The organism is Leptospira ellinghausenii, from assembly GCF_003114815.1.
Taxonomy (GTDB): Bacteria; Spirochaetota; Leptospiria; order Leptospirales; family Leptospiraceae; genus Leptospira_A; species Leptospira_A ellinghausenii.
Genome location: NZ_BFAZ01000014.1, coordinates 1 through 17,546, shown reverse-complemented (window position 1 = coordinate 17,546; position 17,546 = coordinate 1). Strand labels below are relative to the sequence as shown.

Genomic DNA, 17,546 nt, shown 5'->3' with positions numbered 1-17,546 from the left:
TTCCCATTGTCTCTAAATAATTTAGCACTATAATAAAAAAATAACATAATCCTTCAATTGTTACTATTCTACCCGAGTGGAGGAGGGGGCATTGCGGAGCTTTTTGACTATTCCGTTGTCTCCTAGGTGTCACCTTTACATTCTTTCGATATTTCCAGCTTCAAATAAAGAATCTAGGAAAGTTTCCATTCCTATCCCAGTGAAAGCCCCTAAATCCTTCATTTGGGACAAAAATTCAATAGAATTAAGGCAAATTCTATTGAATTTAGGCTAGTTAGCATAGCCTCCAGCTCGGATAGTGTCAAAATATTTTGTAAAATATTTGACAACCGACTCGAAATTTCCGAAAATCAAGATATGTCTATCGCAGAGCTAAAACGACACCTCAAGCCAGGGCACTCTTACAGGAGAGGTGAACTTATTACGTACTCTCCGAGTGTGGATCGGGAGTTGAAGAAGCTCGTCAAAATAGGTTATGTAAAGAAAGAGCGAAACGGTCTCTATTCTCGTCTCGGAACGAGTAAATTTGGAGAAGTACCAGTTGCCACTAAAGAGCTTGTAAAAAAGTTCTTAAATACAAACGACTTCTTGATCGTTGAATATAATAAATTTAACAGTCTTGGTTTAGGCTTGACGCAGTTGTACAAAGAAATGGTCGTCTACAATCATAAACGACATGGACGCTTCAAGTTAGGTTCCGATAAACTATATTTCAAAAGAAGAAACGGTTATCCACTAGAAGTGAACCGAGAATTCTTATTAATAGAGTATCTAAACGAAAGGAAAAAATTAGCGGAAGAAGCCTTGGATTTAGAAAATAAAATCAAGAACCTAATTGATAACTTGAACATTGCAAAGCTCAAAAGGTATGCAAAAGATTTCGGTAAAGTAGCTGTTAGGAAAATGATAGATAGTCTTCTGGAGAATTATGAATAAAATATTCATCCATAATGATCCAGAATGGGAATCGCTCCTAAGAATCGTTTCGAGTGAGCAGGACATTCCTGTGTCATTGATCGAGAAAGATTACTGGATTATGCATGTCTTGTATTCTTTATCGGAATCAGGATTTCAGTTTAGCATGAAAGGTGGTACGTCTCTTTCCAAAGGATTCAAAATAATCGATCGATTTTCCGAAGATATTGATTTACTTATTAAAGATAAGGACTTTGAATCGAGAAGTTCGCAAGAGAATAAGACAGAAAAGGCTATACTTAAAAGGAAAAATTTCTTTGAAAACATTAAAGAGAAATTGAAAGTTCCAGGATCGGTAGGCAAAGAACTCAACTATAGCGATGATTCATGCAGAAATGCGGAGATTCCCATCACATATCCAACCCACTTCCATGTATCAGGAATTAAAGAACACATTCTATTAGAAATTGGATTTGATGATGTCGAACCATCTCGTAAAATAACCATTTCTTCTTGGGTTTTCGATTACATTTCTTCAAAAGGTAATGTAGGAGGTTACATCGATAATCGAGCTATTGACGTTAATTGCTACTTACCTCAGTATACTTTTGTAGAAAAGCTACAAGCCATTTCGACTAAATTTAGGCAGATGATTGCAGGAGTCGAAATTAAAAACTTTGCACGGCACTATTATGACATGTATAAGTTATTAAATAATGCCGAGGTGCAAGCATTCGTTGGTTCTGAAGAATACAGAAGACACAAATTAAAGCGTTTTAGAAAAGATGATGAGACTGATTTAACAAAGAATGAAGCCTTTATTTTATCTAATTCTGCTCATCGACAGGAAGTAGAGAATAGATACAAAAATACTGAGGCTCTTTACTATCGAGATTATCCTACCTTGGATGAAATCCTAGCATCGATCAAATCATTTCTTCCAAAGCTATAATTCAAATTATGCTTTAAACTTAAGATATGTGAAAAACTTTCTATTCAAATATTGATTGAATAAAAATCGTTCTGATCTTTAAACCTATGAGTAATTCCTCCTTGAGAATACCATAAAGCTAATTGAGTGTTTTTAAAAGTGTTTTTCACATCTAATAAAATAGTTTCGATCTCGGCTTTAGGTAAGGGAACCTCAGAATTAAAATAAGCTACATTAGGAATCGGGATTCTTTCATTTATTTGCTTTGTAGCGTCAGCTAGTATTTCTTTTTTTATTCTAACTTTTTTTGATGCTTTATTCTCTTCAAAAAAAGCTAACGAATTCTTTGAGCTATCGATTAATTTGTATTCCTTTCCAAAATGCAAAAATTTAAATTCAACTGAAACAAAAAATGGGATTTCATTTTTCTCTCTAATTGTTCCTCTTTCTGGCTCATATTTATTAACGCATGTAATATATTTATTTTTGTTTATCCAGTTTGGATCGAGAATTACATAATCTAATTTTGCTGGACTTGAGCGCTCTTCATTTATCGTTTCAAAAAAATCAGACCGTTTATACTTATTTATAGTTACGTATTCATTCATCAAAATTGGAAATTCGTATCCATCCAGTGTTTTAGTTGTAAGTGGAAAATTTAAATCATTCATCCTTTTCTTTATAATTGCATCGAAATCATTATGAAGATGCTTTTCCTCAAGATAGACGGAAGGTTTAAATAAATAATTACTATTAAGAATTTCTATCGCTGAATTAGATATATTTTTTGCTTCGTCTATAAAAAATATTTTATTTTCCAAACTAAACTTCCCCTCGCATCCTATGTATGTTCTTCTTCGAATGACTAGAGCATAGCTAAATTTATTCGGTGAATTCTTTGTAAAGAAGTATATCTATAGTAAATTTAAGTAAATTTGAAAGAGAAAATGAAATATATTTAACTAGATAAATAAAGCAAAACTGTATAAAGTTTGAAATTCTTTAAGTCAATTAGTATAGATTTATAATTTATGCAGTCTTCCTATAAAATGGCTTACCTAAAATTTCTTCGCTCAAGCTTTTCCATTTAACTTGACTTAAACTTCCTTTTTCAGCGATCTTAAGATATTCCGCTTTTTTAGCCAAACCTGCATAACTTAAAGTTGTATCTGTAACATTCTTTAGTAAAACTAAGTGAGCTGGTTTAAAATTTTCCTTTGTTACTCCCATCTCATTGAGGTGATATAAATAAAGCTGATCAGGAAACAAAAACTCTGCTGCAAATATTTCTGCACCTATTTCAATTTGTTCATTTATATTAATGTTTGAACAATATACACTTCCTAATTCCTTATCAAATAGATGATGCTTTAATTCATGCGCTAAAGTAAATGTTTTAGGGTCTCTACGCAAATTCTTGTTAACTACAACATGTGGTTCCCCAGAAATTACAAAGTATGCTCCCCGAATAATGTTAAAATCCTTCCAATAATTTATCTCTCGAATTCCTTCGGCTTTCATTATTTTTTTAATCTCATTGGGGAGAATCCTTGGTAAATTTATTTCATACTTTTTTCTTAAGTTATTTGCACTTAATTTTAAGGATTCATAATATTCATACCGTGTTTGATTCATCTTTTCGCTTTCTCCCTGGGGATTTCTTTTGGATCGCATTTAATTGTTTTTTTGCAATATAGAACTCTAAATAGTTTGATATTTCATTTAATTCTTTGTCCGAAAGTCCTGACATTCCTCTAAACATCATATCAATTTTCTGATCTTTTTCAGTTCCTACGGTGTCGCCTGGCAGAAATGTAAGGATTGATACTTTAAAAAACTTAGCAAGTTCATACAAGTCTTCAATTCTCGGTTTATACTCTCCCGTTTCCCATCTGGAAATGGTATTTGGAGTTTTATTTAATTTTTTTGCTAATTCAGTCTGAGAGATTCCTTTTCCAGAAAAGCTAGATTCTCGCAGCTCTCGGATTTTAAGGGCAACTATTTCATTTATGCTCACGTGTAAAATATACTAAAATAGGAAAATATTTCAACTCTTTTACTTGACGACATAATGTCATTATCCTATTATAGGATAATATTTCACAAAGAAGGTATTGTTATGAAACATGAAATTATTTTTTACCCAGTCGGAAATGGTGATACAAGTCAGATTATTTTAAACAACAAAAAGCGCATTTTAATGGACTTTAGACATATCAAAAAGACAGAAGAGGAAAATGGAGGACCAGAAATAAACCTTAAAGGTAGGCTTAAAAAAGAGCTAGATGAAGCTAACAGAGATTATTTTGATGTTGTAGCTTTTACACATGGTGATAAGGATCATATAGAAAATAGCACCGAATTCTTTGAATTAAATTTTGCCTCAAAATATCAAGGTGAAGGAAGAATTAAGATTAAGACCCTTTGGGTTCCAGCAGCTATGATTTTGGAACAAGCAGCAAATGAGGATCAGAGTAGTGAATTTGTAATATGGAGACAAGAAGCACGATACCGATTAAAAAAAGGAGAAGGAATCCGAGTTTTTTCAAAACCCGATCGTTTAAAGGACTGGCTCAATGAAAATAATATTTCCGTTGAAGATAGAAAGCATTTGATTATCGATGCTGGTCAGCTAGTACCCGATTTTTCTTTAGCTGTCGATGGAGTTGAATTTTTTTGTCATTCTCCTTTTGTGAAGCATGTCGATGAGAATGAAGAATTTCGAAATGAAGCTTCTCTAATATTTAATATTAGGTTTAAAATTGGAGCTGATATATACGATTATCTCGCAGTCGGGGATTCAAAGTGGGATATTTTAGAGGATATTGTCACAAAGTCGCAAAAGAGAAATAATGAAGACAGACTAAAGTGGGATATATTTAACGTTCCTCATCATTCAAGTTATTTAGCCCTAAGCGATGAAAAAGGCAAAGAAATAACTATTCCGAAAGAAAAAATTGAAGAATTACTTTTATACGGAAAAGAAGGATCGTTTCTTATAAGTTCAAGTCACGCTATTCCAGATAATAAGGAAGCTTACGAACAGACTCAGCCACCGCATATACAGGCAAAGAAGTGCTATGAAAAATATTTAAATAAAGTTAAGGGCTGCATGTTTTTGGTAACTATGGAAGAATCAGATACTAGTAACCCACAGCCAATTAAGTTCATCATCGATGAAACAGGCTTAGCTAAGGAAGAGAAGAAAATATCTGCTTCAAATATTGCTGTAAGCAAAAATTATAAAGCTGGATAATTTAATGATGATATTTGAAAATTCTAGAATTATATCTCCAGAGAATCGACTTTCTGAGCATTCTCAGGAAGTTAATAATTTAATTTTTGCAATAGGAGAGAGGAAGGAATTTTGTTTACATGAATCTAGAATTTTTCACAGTCCTGACAACCTAATTGAAATACTTTTGGTTGATCTAAAACACCCATCAATAAAGAGCAAAAATTCAGTAGGTATATTGAACAGAGAGCCTCTAGCGATACTTTACATTAATGGCTTGCCTGAACATCCATTCCGAGTTGTTCCAATTCGTGAAAATTTTCCCGAAGATATTCTACACATGAATTTCTCATTTGGAATAATTCCTAAAACAATATGTATGTATTTAGAATCGTGGGCTGAAGTAGAACGGAATTGGACTCTACAAAATTTTCTGAATCGAATTTGTTGGTGGTTTTTAAAAACTTCGGAAGACAGCTTACACTCAAATGAGCAGGAATTAGAACGACCATATTTTATAAGTGATTATAAGCTATTACTTCCGACATCCTATGAAGAAGAAAAATCATTCGACTTTGCTTATCTTGATAATACGACAAAAGTAATCAAATTTTCAAATTCATATCCAGATAGAAATTGTAGCTTCCTAACTCTTGACGTTAAACCAATAAAGCATACTAGAGTATTCCCTGCACCTTGGAATCTAAAACTGCTTGAAGAGCAATTTCAAAAAAGGTCTTCCTCTGTTATTGATATTCTAAAGGAGGAAATTTTGAAAAGAACTTCTTCATCTGGATTTCCAGTTAGAGAAATTATCGAACAAACATTCATACTTTTAAAATTTAAAAGATATGATAGTTCGGGTAATTTATTGGAGAAACCAGATTTTTTTGCATTCTTTATTCCTAAAGGAATTGGTGCGCTGGGTCACCTTCTTGGAATTTTAAGTATTTCCCCAGTAGACCCTAATAAGTATTATAAGATTGATTTACTTGGTATCGAGGAAACTTCTTCTAATGATCATTTATCCGATATTCCGATTCTACCTGTTGAAATCGTAAATCCATTAACACAAAAATTCGCTTCCCTGATGTCTGGTATTGAATTCACAGATGCTTCTTTTAATGGAGTTTTAATTGGAGTAGGGTCTTTGGGTAGCACACTTGCAGAAATTTGGTCAAAGTCAGGATGGGGAAGATGGTCTTTACTTGATAATGATTGCATAGCTCCTCATAATGTTTTTCGGCATTTGGCAAAAGAAAAGGATATTGGGAGAAATAAAGCAGAGCTTGTTTCAGAGTTGATGAACCTGAATTATTCACCTGGTAATCCACCCGTTACCTATACACCCAAGAACTTTAGTCCAACTATTTTATCAGAATTATTTTCAGATTATAAATCTATTGATTTGATAGTGGATGCAAGTGCATCGAGTTTTTTACTACGTGACATCTCAATGTCTAATGAACTTCCTCGTGCATGTTCTCTGTTTTTTAATCAAATTGGATCGGGTGGCGTTTTATTTTTAGAGGATAGCGAAAGATCCAAAAGGCTGGATTTTATTGAAACCTCCTACTTAAGAGCATTAATATCAGAAGAATGGGGAGAAAATTTTCTTCAAAATAATATTCCAAAACAAAGGGTAGGTGCAAGTTGTAGTGATCTTTCTGTGATACTTTCCTATGAAAGAGTAATTTTACTCTCATCTTCCTTATCAAATTTGCTTCGTTTGAAACTCAAATCTAAATATGCAGCACTTTGTATTTTAAAATTAGATGCTGAAACTGGGCGTATAGACAATTATGAGGTCGAACTTTTTAGTCCAAAGAGTATTGTAATTAATGATTGGAATATTTTCTATGATGGCTTTATTGAAAGCAAATTAAATCGTTTAAGAGCAACAAGCCTACCGAAAGAGACTGGCGGAATTATAATAGGATATACTGATCAAAAAACAAAGTCCATATATATAGTTGATATAACAAAGGCACCTGGAGATAGTATATCGTCGATCTCTGGATTCGAGCGTGGTTCTGAGGGCTTAGCAGAATATCTAGAAAAAGTAAAAAAAAGAACATCTGAAAATTGTGATTATATTGGAGACTGGCATTCTCATCCAAAGGGACATTCTTCCGAAGCTAGCCAAACAGATTTAACATCATTAAACAAATTTGCAAAGGTAATGAATTCAGAAGGATTGCCTATATTAATGATTATTGTCAGCGAAGATATAAGTTTTTATATAAAATAGAGAATTACTATGTCGAGAGAAATTGAGAAAATAAGTTTGGCTTTATCGGGAGGAGGAGTTAGAGCTATTGCATTCCATGCAGGCTTGTTACGATATTTAGCTAAAAAAGGAAAGCTAGAACAAGTAAAGAATATATCAACGGTATCTGGTGGAAGTTTATTGATAGGATTAATTTATTCACTAAATAATAATAAATTTCCAACTTCCGAAGATTATTTGGCTCGTATATCAACTGATCTTAAATCTACTTTAACCAGCAAATCACTACTGAAAACTGCTTTATTGAGATTATTTTTTAGAATGAAAAACTGGATTAATTTATTTTCAAGGGCACTCGTATTGGCTGATGCATTAGAAAAATGTTGGGGTATTAATGGAAAGCTGAAAGAATTACCTACAATTCCAGTATGGTCTATAAATGCAACGACAGCTGAAACTGGCAAAAGATTCCGATTCAAAGGAAAAAAGTTGGGAGAATATACTTTAGGTTATGCCGATGTAGGCAATTTCCCATTGAGCCATGCTTTAGCAGTATCGGCAGCATTCCCAGGCGGGATTGGACCACTAAAAATACGAAAGAATACTTTCTTTTGGGAAAAGAGGACCAGTTGGGATTCCGATGATAGCGAAATAACGCTTAAGAAAAATGACACGATAAATTTATATGATGGCGGCGTTTACGACAATTTGGGTATTGAACCATTGTTTGACTGCGGTAGCCAAGAATTTAAAACTAAAGGAAATGAGCCATTCGATTATCTGATAGTCTCTGATGCAGGCTTTCCTTTGAAAACAAAATCAATACCTGGAATCTTCAATCCATTAAGGTTTCTTCGGTTATTCGATTTAGCTCTAGATCAAACTAGAGCACTTAGAGTAAGATCATTTATGAATTTCATTAAGAATTCAAAAAAAGGTGCTTATATCTACATCGGAACTTATTCAATGCAAAAGAATGAAAATGAATATGCCTTTCTGACAAACGAATCTAGAAATAAAGTAGCAAATTATCCAACCTCGTTATCAAAAATGAAAACTAGCGAATTTGACGAAATCGAATTGCAAGGTTTTGAAACGGCACATGCAGTAATGAAATTTTAAAGTCGATGGAAAATTGAAATTTGTAAAATCATAAAAGCGGAGAAGTAGAATATGAATTTAGATTTGCACATAGGTTGGGAGATATCGAGACCAAAAGAATTTGGCTTTAGGCATACTGGAGTTATATTAGGAAAAGATGCTTTTGGAAATATTTTAATTTTACACAATCACCAAAACAAAAATGTTGAAATTGTAACTCTTAATGAGTTTCTCGGGAAAGAGAAATTCTTTCAAATTCGTGAACCAAGATTGCCTATGCGAGAAGTGTTTCAACGTATATATCATGCTTTAAATGATCGAAGACAATATAATTTGACATCTTTTAATTGCCAGCACTTTAGTAGCTCAATTGTAGATGGAATTGAAACATCTTCAGCAGTTAGAGGAGTACTTACTTTTGGCGCAATTGCAGGTTTAATTTATTTAAGCAAAAGAAGTTCCTCAAGAAAAAAATGGGCAAGAAATTGAAGAAAGAATCGATTCTCAAGCAAATCAAACAATTGTCTATTATTTATACATATTATGGGATATTCTAAGCTACGAAGAATATTCCATATTTAGATTATATTGGATAATCCAAGTTCCCAGGAAAACAATAAACATCAGGTGAGAAAATTATATTGTAATTACTAACTTCAACTTTACCCAATCCCAATAATTTTCTTGTTAGCTCTCCTTTTTTTCAATTTCCAAAATTTCTATCATCTTTTCCAATTCGTGTATTTTATCCTCTTGATTACGATTTTTTAACTGACGTTTAAGCAATAAAAAATCTGTTTCCATTCTTACTTTAAGTAGCTCTTTTGAGGTCTCCAGAAGCGGAATTTTATCAATTGATAAAATAACTAAAAGGGAATAGAAGTCATCGTAACTATCGATTAATTTTAGTTCAAATAATTCCTTTACTTCTGTAAAGATTTTATTTGCCACCAAGAATAATAACCTCAATGGAATTTGATAATATTCTGAATAATCAGTCAGTGAGAACCTTATCTGCATTAAAATATGTTCCAATAATTCTTTGAAAAAGATCGTTTCTTCTCTTTTATCTCTGAATGCGTATTCATATTCAAATAAAAGGGCAACACCTGAACAGATGAAAGATTCTTTTATTATTGGCGAGTGGTCAATCTTGGAAGGCTTCCAACCTTGATGAATAGTTTTAAATTTTTTGATTAGTTCTTTTGCAATTTGAATCGGATTCTCCTGTTGGCTTATAACGAAACTTAAACCTTTTAATGTGGACCCGTATGGCTCCGAAAAAGTTCTGTCCCAAAAGAAATTATCTGAGGAAACAAAGTTTGTCATTGCTTCGATTAAGATTAAAGTCTCTTTTTTATATTCTTTTTCTTTCGCTACTTCAACATAGAAATTGAATTTTTGAAGATTGAACGCCTCCAATTCAAAATTCAATTGCCCATTAAATTTTCTCTTGTAAGTAACTATGAGTAATTCAATTTCCGAATTATAGTTTGCATCTTGTTTAAATTGCGAATTATTTCTTTTCGGTTTGTAACTAAAAATCCAATCTTCAATTTCCGAATTTGATAGAATTAAAACTAGTGACTGGACTAAAATTTCATAGTTATTCCGCTTTTCTTCAAGCCATTCTTTTCTTTTTTCTAACCCTTTTTCAAAAATAAAATAATTTCCTTCATTTTTCCTTTCATTATCCTCGTAGATTAAAAATCTATTGGATTGCTCAACTGAATTTTTGAAAAAATTTTTCGAAACGATAAACAGTAGAACTTTCAAATCAGATTTTACCTTTACTCTATTTTCTGTCAATGCTGCAATTAATTGTAAATATGCTTTGGGAATAAAAGTATACGATGATGAAAACACACTATCTTGAATTATTGGAAGTTTTAAATTATCCCAAAATTCAATCCATAGTAAGATATCAGTTCTAATGAGAACGGAAGAAATAAAATGAAACTCGGAGTTTAACCAAATATATTCCGAATCCCTGGTTGCCTCTCGAACAAAGGTCCAACTTTTTTCTTTTGAAAGTTCCGATAAAGTTATATCATATTTTTTAATAAATTCTTTATCATGAAGTCTTATAGAATCAACTATTTTATCGGGGCTAACTTGAATACTCGTCCAATCTTCTTTATTGTTTGTAACCCATTCTTTTGGAATATTATCAACTAAATCAATGTAAAAACCACGAAGCATCTCGGTTTTATCTATTAATATTTTCAATACATCTAAAGTTTTAAAGCGGAAATCTTGGACAATATTGAGCGCTAATTTTCTCTCTAACCAGGAATGGATATATTTTTGAATTAAGTGAGATTCATTATTTAGTCCGTCCTTCTCAAAAATTCTTTTTAAAAATTTTTTAAATACAAATTCAGAAATATTTATTTCGATATATGAACTATAGAGCGGATTTTTGGAAAAATTTGCGACTAGTTCTTTATCGATATTAGGACATACAAATTCCTCAATGTCGACTTTTTTGCTTTCTATTATTGATTGGTAAAGATAGTCGGAAACTTGTCCAATGAAAGACTTTATAGATTCATTTAGCGACGATATTGTATCTAGCTCATTAACGAATTTGCTCTCAGCATAAATATGTTCGAGAGTATACAAGTCATATTTGTAAAAGTTATCATCATTCATAATAGATGCAAATAGGCTAATGGTATTTCATGTTCTGTAGAATTATCCCAATAAAATTTAAAAATTGATTGGATGAAGGAAATTGTATCAGGCTTGGATACTTTAAAAATACCTGTTGATCCATGAGATTTCAAATGCCAACCAATAGAACTTCCGATTAAATACACTTGATTACTATCTATAATTAAAAATCTGTCATGAAAAAGGCTCTTTCCGTGATTTGCACAATCAACTTTATTTATAACTCTTAAACCAAACCTGCAATCTTTTGCGGGGTCAATTTTAGATTTCATTGCTCTATGAACTGATGTAAGATAATCATGGTTTGGTCTGACCAAATTCTTAACTGTCAGAATCTTGATTGTAATGTCATTTTTAATATTTACAAAAATATCTTGATCGGAATTAGGAAAATTTACATTGAAATAAGGGTCCCAAACGATTATTTCACTCAAAGCATTATTAATCAATTCTTGATACAACAAGGGGTTATTGTCAGGATGTGAGCTTTGATGGTAAAACCAATATTCCTCTTGCCCACATTCATGCATCTTAAGAGCTTCATTTAACGAATTTTCGGGAAAAAAATTAGCCATTTTTTACCTCGTTTGCGAAGTCTGAAATGTTTTGAGAAAACTTTTCTAAACTAAACCATTTTTCAATTTCTTTAATTATAAGTTTTCCCGAGGATTCAGGTATTTTTGCAACGCAAGTGGCTCTTTTTCCAATTTCATTAAATGAACTACCTATAAACCAAATATTGTTATCGGTAACAACAAATCTATCATGAAGAATACCGTCGCCTCTAAGAATACGAACATCGATTTTTCCAATTCCTTTACTATTATATTCATTTATTATGTTTGTTATATTTTTAGCCTCTTCCTTTGTAATAAATTCTTTACTGTTAAGTATATTTATTTTAACACTAATATTCCTAATATGGAACGCAAATTCAACTATGTCCATACTACTGAAATATGGATCGCATAAGTAACATGTATCATTGGCGTTATTAACTATTTCTCTTATATCAGACTTAGCTCTTTCTTTCAGTTTAATTATTTCCGTTTCTTCCTTTGCACCCGAGTAAAAGATGAATTCTTTACGTTTTGCAAGATCACTGTGATGTCTTTCTTCATCAGCTTTTCTAAAAAAGTATTCAGGGATAAAATCTTTTGGCTTTCCAAAGACATAAGGTGATTCTTTTGAGTATTTCTCAATAGAAAATTCTTTAATTCCTTTTTTTGAATTTACTTTTATGTTAATGTCTTCATGTTTCATAGACATATCAAGTCGAAAACTACGTACGAATGTGGAAGGTTCGTGGATTGCTATCAAGTCTTTATCTTTATTATAAATTCTTAGTTCAAATAAATGTGGTTCGTGAGGAAGCTCGATAAAACCAGCTTGATTTTTTATTTCAATGGATTTATCAAATGCAATTGCATCTCCATGTTTATCTATAATTCTAAATATTAAAGGTTCAAAAGTAATTCCTCGTGTTAATACTTTGTAATTCACACCTAACGGATCAATTGAAAGAGATACTTTAATTTCCCTAAAATATGGGTTTGGTGCAGATAAATATACATTCCCGATATGCTCTCTTTTTTGTAAAATGTCAAAATCTAACCACTCTAATGTTAAACTTTGGAGTGCAGACATTTCTTTTGTTACACTTTTCGTTGAAATAAATTTAGCATCTGTTTTCCGCTCACCATCAATTTGACACCAAACTAATAGACCCGATTTCCTTTTTGGAAGGATCGAGGAAACTCCCTTATCGGTGAAGAAATTCGAACCGAAAACTAAAGGATAATTTCCTGATGGTTCTTTTACAAAAGAGGAGTTAAAGAATGATATTTTATGTCCATCAATTTCATATTTATCTGTTGGATTATTAAATGATTTTAATGCCTCGTCAACTGAAGCTATCTCATCAATCGAAAGATAAAAAGTGTATTCCTCCAAATTAGATTGCTTAGCACGGACACATCCATTTTCCCATTTTTCATTCGGAATCGAATAGGGGTATTCATCTTCAGTTTGCAATTCAATTACAGAAAAAAAATGGTACCATTTACTTGTCAGTTTATCCTGAGCCAAAAGGGTTGTCCGAACGGCTTTACTATATTTTTGTTTAAGTTTTTCTATCATTTATATCCGCTAAACATGAGTCGTAAAAATATCCACTTATAATTACCGAGGGTTTAATCAAAAATATAGAAAACAAAAATTTAATCTTTTTCCATAGATTTCATTTGTATGAAAATCTCAATTGCCTATTAAAGACAGCTCTTCAGATAATTCTCCACAAAAGTCATAAATTGCTACTTTGAATTTCTCTAATACTTTTCTAAGTTTTAATAAATAAAAAACACCTACTTTTTCTCCATAAAAATGTTTTTATGTAGTTATTTTTTATAGAAAAATATTTAGACGAATTCGGGCAAAATACATTGGCTGGGTATTTACGGTAAAGGGTTTTCTAAATTTAGAAAAGAGGGGGGGGGTATTGATCAGAATCTATCGTTTTTGATAAACCCGTGTTATCTCGATTGCCTCTATTTGTCGTTTGTATCAAGTTAACCATTTGATTGAGTCAGTTCATTGATCAGCCAATCATAATTAGCTCTTGCATTAGAAATAATTTCCGTGAAAGAGTGATAAGCCAGATCGTTGGCATTGTTCTGTTGTTTTATTTTTCCTCCTGTATCACCACCAATTAATTTAACAATAATTCTGTCGTTAGGAAACATTGTTGAAAGTTCGTCTCTGTAGCGCTGTGCTTGGGCTTCATCATATCGTGTCAACGTATGTGACGGTCTTTTAAACTCAATTAAAAGTCGTTCACGATTATATGCCATTCCTAAAAACAAATCGGGTCGTTTATTTGCGTTTTCGCCTTTATAGAATTTGTCACAAAGTTGTTCGCAAGCTTTTTTCAATGATTGGTTTGAAATAAAATGTGAATACTCATAACCTAAAATCCAAAGGTTATTTGAAAGTGCTTGATGAACTGTTGCCTCTAATGTATCGGGATTGTCAATGAGAGTTTGAAGCCTGTCCAGGAACTTAGCTTTTGCTGATGCCTGATGAGTCATCATTGTAATTTCATATAGACCAAATTCATTGAAGGCTTCTGCTAACTTTTCAATATGATGGTCGTCTGCTTGATCAATATTTTCTAACACTGCCCAATAATGTCCTTTTTCAAACGCATCAATCATTATGGAAATTATAGTATCAATTTTGCTGTCATCCTCTGTCCAAAATCTTTCAATTACTTTTTCAAGTGCTGCTTTAGCAATCTGCTGTTTAAATTCTGGGAGTTTTGATAAGTAAGCATTAATCTTTTTTTGATGTCTTGCTTTCGCAAGTATCATTTCTTGTTTGCAACCTTCTTGTAAACTATCAACCATCCAGCTTTGCAATGCTTCTTCAATTTCTTGTTTAAGTTTACTGCTTTCATTTATTTCTCCCCAATCCGCTGTTGTGTCGCTCAATAAGCAATCTGCCTTTACTTCGACGTGCAATCTTTTTTGTACTTTTTGTGGGACAAGTTCATTTTCTGATAAAAGGTTATTGGGCTTGCCGATAACCTTTCCATCAACTCTATAATTTACTCCGTGATACTTATGAGCTTTGTCTGTTATTGTCGCAACAGCAGTAACAATCTGACCATTTGAAAGTTTTATTTCTTTTTCAAATTTTTGTCCTGGAATATCTTTTACACTAACTTCTTCTCCATTTACAGTCACAGTAAAATCGTTTTCTCGTAAATATTCTCTGGATAAAATTTGTTTAAGTTTTTCAGGATTAGGAAAAGTAAAATTTTGATTTAGCCCCGTCAACGTAATTGTTGTTCCGTGGCTCTTCTTGCTGCAAGGAATTGAACTTAGTGGCAGTTCAATTGCATCAAGGTCTTTGTCCTTGTCTAGTATGTCTTCTTTTGAAATTACAATGGTTGTTTCTTGTCCTTTCGATTTAGTTTTAACTTCCATAAAACTTGCAATCATTAGTCCTGCAAATTTTCCTATCCCTTTACGTCCTTTTACTTTTCGTTTTTTACCGTGTGTGGTATCTCCTTTACGTGAAGTTCTACTGCTTGCAATTTTTAAATATTGATCTCTAACTTCATCGGGCGTCATACCCTCCCCGTTGTCGGTTATGATAATTTTTGAATGGTCAAAAGGATTAGGAAATTCAACTGAAACTATTGTAGAGTCCGCATCATAGCAATTGTCAACCAATTCTTTTATCGCTGCCTCAACAGAAGTGTAACTTTCTCCTAAAATTTTGGTCAGTGCTGGGTCTACTTTAAACTTTGCTGCTTTGTCCATAGGTTAAATATTTCTTTATTGTTAGTGTGTCATAGCATTTAGCGTGACTTGATTTTTCCGAATTACGTTATATGAAAATTTAACTGAAAAAGACGCAACTTTATAAAACATTCATTTCTTACATATTGTAGGGCAATATTTAGCTTTTAGGGTAATTATTATGTTGCATAACGTTGATTCTGCGATTGAGTATAATCGTACATCTATTATAGTTTTGTTTCAATACATGGTTTAAAAAAGTATTAAAATCCCAATTAAGGATATAATGAAGTTATTACTGGGTTTTGAAAATGCAACATATTTCTTTGAGAAACGATGATTCATTTTTATCTTTAATTAAATTATTTGATTGAAAATATAGACATTTTGCAAGCCTTGTAACTTATGCTAGTTGCATATGGGAAAAGCATTGCTTTTTTCAAATACTTATTTGGTATGACTCATTTTAAATTGGCACAAGAGTTATATGCAGATTTGCAAAAAAATATCCTTATTGGTATCTAGGAAATTATCAATTTGGTTATTTCCAATGCCTGATTGTCTCCGAAAACTTCATCTTTAAATTCTTTGAAATTCATTTCTTTTTACTTAAATTCCAGAGTATCTATAACTGTTCCATTTTCATAGATAATTCTGAATCGAATATCCATAGCAATAAGTGATTTAAACCAGGCACTTATTAACCATAAGCCAATTGGATGATTCCAAAAAATACCACCTGTATAGAAAGTAGAATTAATCGGATTGTATAACTCCATTGTAGCTAATGATCCAGATTTAAAATTAGCCTGACATTTAGTAATGACATGATTAAAAAGCATTCCCTACCCCATAAAAGCCTGATTATACTTTACTTAAATGGATTGTCAAGCCTTCTCTAGGAGACTTAATGTGACCAATTGATAATTATCGAACCTAACCCCTGTTTTTTACGAATTTTTCCAATTGAATTTCTTAACTAGGTGTAAAATCGGAATGTCCCATTCATCACGGGTAACATCGGTTTTCCGACGGTTAAAATTTTCGATGAGCCTAGTTAGTGGCAATGGGTCGGATAACTGCCTAGTAGTATCCAATCTTTTCCTTTCTAGTTTCAAAATCATCCTTTGAATTCTGTCTTCATCATCATTCACTATGGTAAAATTTGAGGCTGTCAAAGTGCTAATTTTCCGATTCCATTTCCCTCTTTCTGATTCCTTGAAATATGAATTATTTCTGATTTTGAAAATATCATAGGACATTCTTCTCCTTTCTTGCTTTTCAAAGTTTTTCCTACAGAACCTATAAACAGATTTCCTCCATGAGTTTGGGGAAAGGTAAATCTCCTCCAGCTCATGGGTTAATACTCTGTTCTCTAAGTTGACTATGATAGATTTAATTATTTGATAATTGTAGTTCATTGGCTAAAATTATCTTACATAATTCTATAATTTCTTCCTTTGTCTTGAATCGTTTTAATTCTTTTAGAGACCGATCCACGAGACACAAGTTTTCAAAGGAGTGTTCGCCACCCATAGTTAGAGGAATGATGTGTTCTATTTCAATGTTATCATAGGTGAGTTCCATTCCTGAAACATAACATTTGAAATTTTGGTTATGTAGTAGGGTTCTGATGTGTCCAGCCCTGAGTTTAAATTTTTGCATTTTAGTTTCCTTCCTTTATATTCGAATACATTAGATAATACAGTTTTACATTCTTAACTTTGAATTTCATAACTTTCCTATATCGCTCCTTTCTCTCAATGATTTCAGCTATTCCATACTCACTCCATTTTCTGATAATGAATGAAACCTCACGTTTGTCTAACTCTAGTTCCCGAGATAATGAATCCACATCACACCATTTCCTTGTTTCTATTGAGTTATATATCTTAAAAGCTCTGTGATTGTATTCGATTTCATTCTTCATTCTGTCCTTTTCATTAAAATTTTTCCAGTAAAAATCATTATGTAGAATAGCTGACCTATAATCTTTGTTATATTTTATAACTTCCTCCTCAGTGTATTGATTGATTAATCGTCTAGTTTTAAGTTTTGTTCGTTCTTCTAAAGTTAGAGGAACATAGATGAAATCCGAAATTTGGAATTTTTTACTTATTATATATGGTGAATAGAACTTTTCTACATCACACA

Annotated in this window: 16 protein-coding genes and 2 pseudogenes; 6 read left to right on the top strand and 12 right to left on the bottom strand. The window is 32.2% G+C overall.

The window, feature by feature from the left end; genetic code table 11:
• Positions 1–357: 357 nt before the first annotated feature.
• A complete protein-coding gene (locus DI076_RS19410; RefSeq protein ID WP_108961523.1) occupies positions 358–936 on the top strand; it encodes a hypothetical protein in 579 nt (192 codons plus the stop codon).
• Positions 929–1,867 carry a nucleotidyl transferase AbiEii/AbiGii toxin family protein gene (locus DI076_RS19405; protein ID WP_108961499.1) on the top strand — a complete coding sequence of 313 codons (939 nt, stop codon included), beginning with the start codon at positions 929–931 and terminating at the stop codon, positions 1,865–1,867. Before DI076_RS19410 ends, DI076_RS19405 begins: the two co-directional genes overlap by 8 nt.
• A gap of 44 nt (positions 1,868–1,911) precedes the next feature.
• On the opposite strand, the gene DI076_RS19400 is transcribed toward DI076_RS19405, so the two are convergent.
• The 3 genes from DI076_RS19400 to DI076_RS19390 form a co-directional block, all read right to left on the bottom strand.
• Positions 1,912–2,667, bottom strand: coding sequence for a hypothetical protein (locus tag DI076_RS19400; RefSeq protein ID WP_108961498.1), 756 nt, complete (start codon positions 2,665–2,667; stop codon positions 1,912–1,914).
• Positions 2,668–2,875: 208 nt separating this feature from the next.
• Complete coding sequence (locus tag DI076_RS19395) at positions 2,876–3,481, bottom strand: ImmA/IrrE family metallo-endopeptidase (protein ID WP_108961497.1); 606 nt, start codon at positions 3,479–3,481, stop codon at positions 2,876–2,878.
• On the bottom strand, positions 3,462–3,863 hold the full coding sequence (locus DI076_RS19390) for a helix-turn-helix transcriptional regulator (protein ID WP_108961496.1): 402 nt from the start codon (positions 3,861–3,863) through the stop codon (positions 3,462–3,464). Before DI076_RS19390 ends, DI076_RS19395 begins: the two co-directional genes overlap by 20 nt.
• Positions 3,864–3,965: 102 nt before the next feature.
• Between DI076_RS19390 and mblB the strand changes: the two genes are divergently transcribed.
• From mblB to DI076_RS19370, 4 genes are read left to right on the top strand one after another with little or no spacing between them, the layout of a single operon-like run.
• Positions 3,966–5,102: an anti-phage 6A-MBL system MBL-fold protein gene (gene mblB, locus DI076_RS19385; protein ID WP_108961522.1), complete on the top strand. Its 1,137-nt coding sequence runs from the start codon at positions 3,966–3,968 to the stop codon at positions 5,100–5,102.
• A gap of 4 nt (positions 5,103–5,106) precedes the next feature.
• Entirely contained in the window at positions 5,107–7,332 is a 2,226-nt protein-coding gene (gene cap2-3, locus DI076_RS19380; protein WP_108961495.1) for an anti-phage 6A-MBL system cap2_3 protein, read from the top strand.
• 9 nt (positions 7,333–7,341) lie between these two features.
• Positions 7,342–8,433, top strand: a complete 1,092-nt coding sequence (locus DI076_RS19375; protein ID WP_108961494.1) for a patatin-like phospholipase family protein — start codon at positions 7,342–7,344, stop codon at positions 8,431–8,433.
• Positions 8,434–8,484: 51 nt separating this feature from the next.
• Positions 8,485–8,901: a hypothetical protein gene (locus DI076_RS19370; protein ID WP_108961493.1), complete on the top strand. Its 417-nt coding sequence runs from the start codon at positions 8,485–8,487 to the stop codon at positions 8,899–8,901.
• Positions 8,902–9,099: 198 nt separating this feature from the next.
• Here DI076_RS19370 and DI076_RS19365 read toward each other — a convergent pair whose 3' ends face one another.
• The 9 genes and pseudogenes from DI076_RS19365 to DI076_RS20220 form a co-directional block, all read right to left on the bottom strand.
• The gene (locus DI076_RS19365) at positions 9,100–11,067 is read right to left on the bottom strand and encodes a hypothetical protein (protein ID WP_167396568.1); all 1,968 of its coding nucleotides are present in this window, start codon (positions 11,065–11,067) and stop codon (positions 9,100–9,102) included.
• Positions 11,064–11,618, bottom strand: coding sequence for a hypothetical protein (locus tag DI076_RS19360; RefSeq protein WP_369689778.1), 555 nt, complete (start codon positions 11,616–11,618; stop codon positions 11,064–11,066). The genes DI076_RS19365 and DI076_RS19360 overlap by 4 nt, the downstream gene beginning before the upstream one ends.
• A gap of 14 nt (positions 11,619–11,632) precedes the next feature.
• A pseudogene (locus DI076_RS20500) lies at positions 11,633–11,680 on the bottom strand (hypothetical protein); the annotation flags it as partial.
• Positions 11,681–11,727: 47 nt separating this feature from the next.
• Positions 11,728–13,227, bottom strand: a pseudogene (locus tag DI076_RS20405) (VPA1262 family N-terminal domain-containing protein); the annotation flags it as partial.
• A gap of 428 nt (positions 13,228–13,655) precedes the next feature.
• Positions 13,656–15,413 (bottom strand): ATP-binding protein, encoded by a 1,758-nt coding sequence (locus tag DI076_RS19350; RefSeq protein WP_108961491.1) that lies wholly within the window; start codon positions 15,411–15,413, stop codon positions 13,656–13,658.
• 584 nt (positions 15,414–15,997) lie between these two features.
• Positions 15,998–16,234 (bottom strand): hypothetical protein, encoded by a 237-nt coding sequence (locus DI076_RS19345; RefSeq protein WP_108961490.1) that lies wholly within the window; start codon positions 16,232–16,234, stop codon positions 15,998–16,000.
• Positions 16,235–16,342: 108 nt separating this feature from the next.
• Positions 16,343–16,813, bottom strand: coding sequence for a hypothetical protein (locus tag DI076_RS19340; RefSeq protein ID WP_135358416.1), 471 nt, complete (start codon positions 16,811–16,813; stop codon positions 16,343–16,345).
• Positions 16,788–17,057: an HNH endonuclease gene (locus tag DI076_RS19335; RefSeq protein ID WP_108961488.1), complete on the bottom strand. Its 270-nt coding sequence runs from the start codon at positions 17,055–17,057 to the stop codon at positions 16,788–16,790. The genes DI076_RS19340 and DI076_RS19335 overlap by 26 nt, the downstream gene beginning before the upstream one ends.
• Before the next feature lies 1 nt (position 17,058).
• On the bottom strand, positions 17,059–17,546 hold a 488-nt coding region (locus tag DI076_RS20220; protein WP_167396567.1), incomplete at its 5' end, for a hypothetical protein.

Coding starts and splice junctions, on each gene's coding strand:
- cap2-3 (WP_108961495.1), top strand. CDS start 5,107: ATGATGATATTTGAAAATTCTAGAATTATATCTCCAGAGAATCGACTT.
- DI076_RS19410 (WP_108961523.1), top strand. CDS start 358: ATGTCTATCGCAGAGCTAAAACGACACCTCAAGCCAGGGCACTCTTAC.
- DI076_RS19335 (WP_108961488.1), bottom strand. CDS start 17,057: ATGCAAAAATTTAAACTCAGGGCTGGACACATCAGAACCCTACTACAT.
- DI076_RS19370 (WP_108961493.1), top strand. CDS start 8,485: ATGAATTTAGATTTGCACATAGGTTGGGAGATATCGAGACCAAAAGAA.
- DI076_RS19405 (WP_108961499.1), top strand. CDS start 929: ATGAATAAAATATTCATCCATAATGATCCAGAATGGGAATCGCTCCTA.
- DI076_RS19365 (WP_167396568.1), bottom strand. CDS start 11,067: ATGAATGATGATAACTTTTACAAATATGACTTGTATACTCTCGAACAT.
- DI076_RS19345 (WP_108961490.1), bottom strand. CDS start 16,234: ATGCTTTTTAATCATGTCATTACTAAATGTCAGGCTAATTTTAAATCT.
- mblB (WP_108961522.1), top strand. CDS start 3,966: ATGAAACATGAAATTATTTTTTACCCAGTCGGAAATGGTGATACAAGT.
- DI076_RS19340 (WP_135358416.1), bottom strand. CDS start 16,813: ATGAACTACAATTATCAAATAATTAAATCTATCATAGTCAACTTAGAG.
- DI076_RS19360 (WP_369689778.1), bottom strand. CDS start 11,618: ATGCATGAATGTGGGCAAGAGGAATATTGGTTTTACCATCAAAGCTCA.
- DI076_RS19350 (WP_108961491.1), bottom strand. CDS start 15,413: ATGGACAAAGCAGCAAAGTTTAAAGTAGACCCAGCACTGACCAAAATT.
- DI076_RS19395 (WP_108961497.1), bottom strand. CDS start 3,481: ATGAATCAAACACGGTATGAATATTATGAATCCTTAAAATTAAGTGCA.
- DI076_RS19375 (WP_108961494.1), top strand. CDS start 7,342: ATGTCGAGAGAAATTGAGAAAATAAGTTTGGCTTTATCGGGAGGAGGA.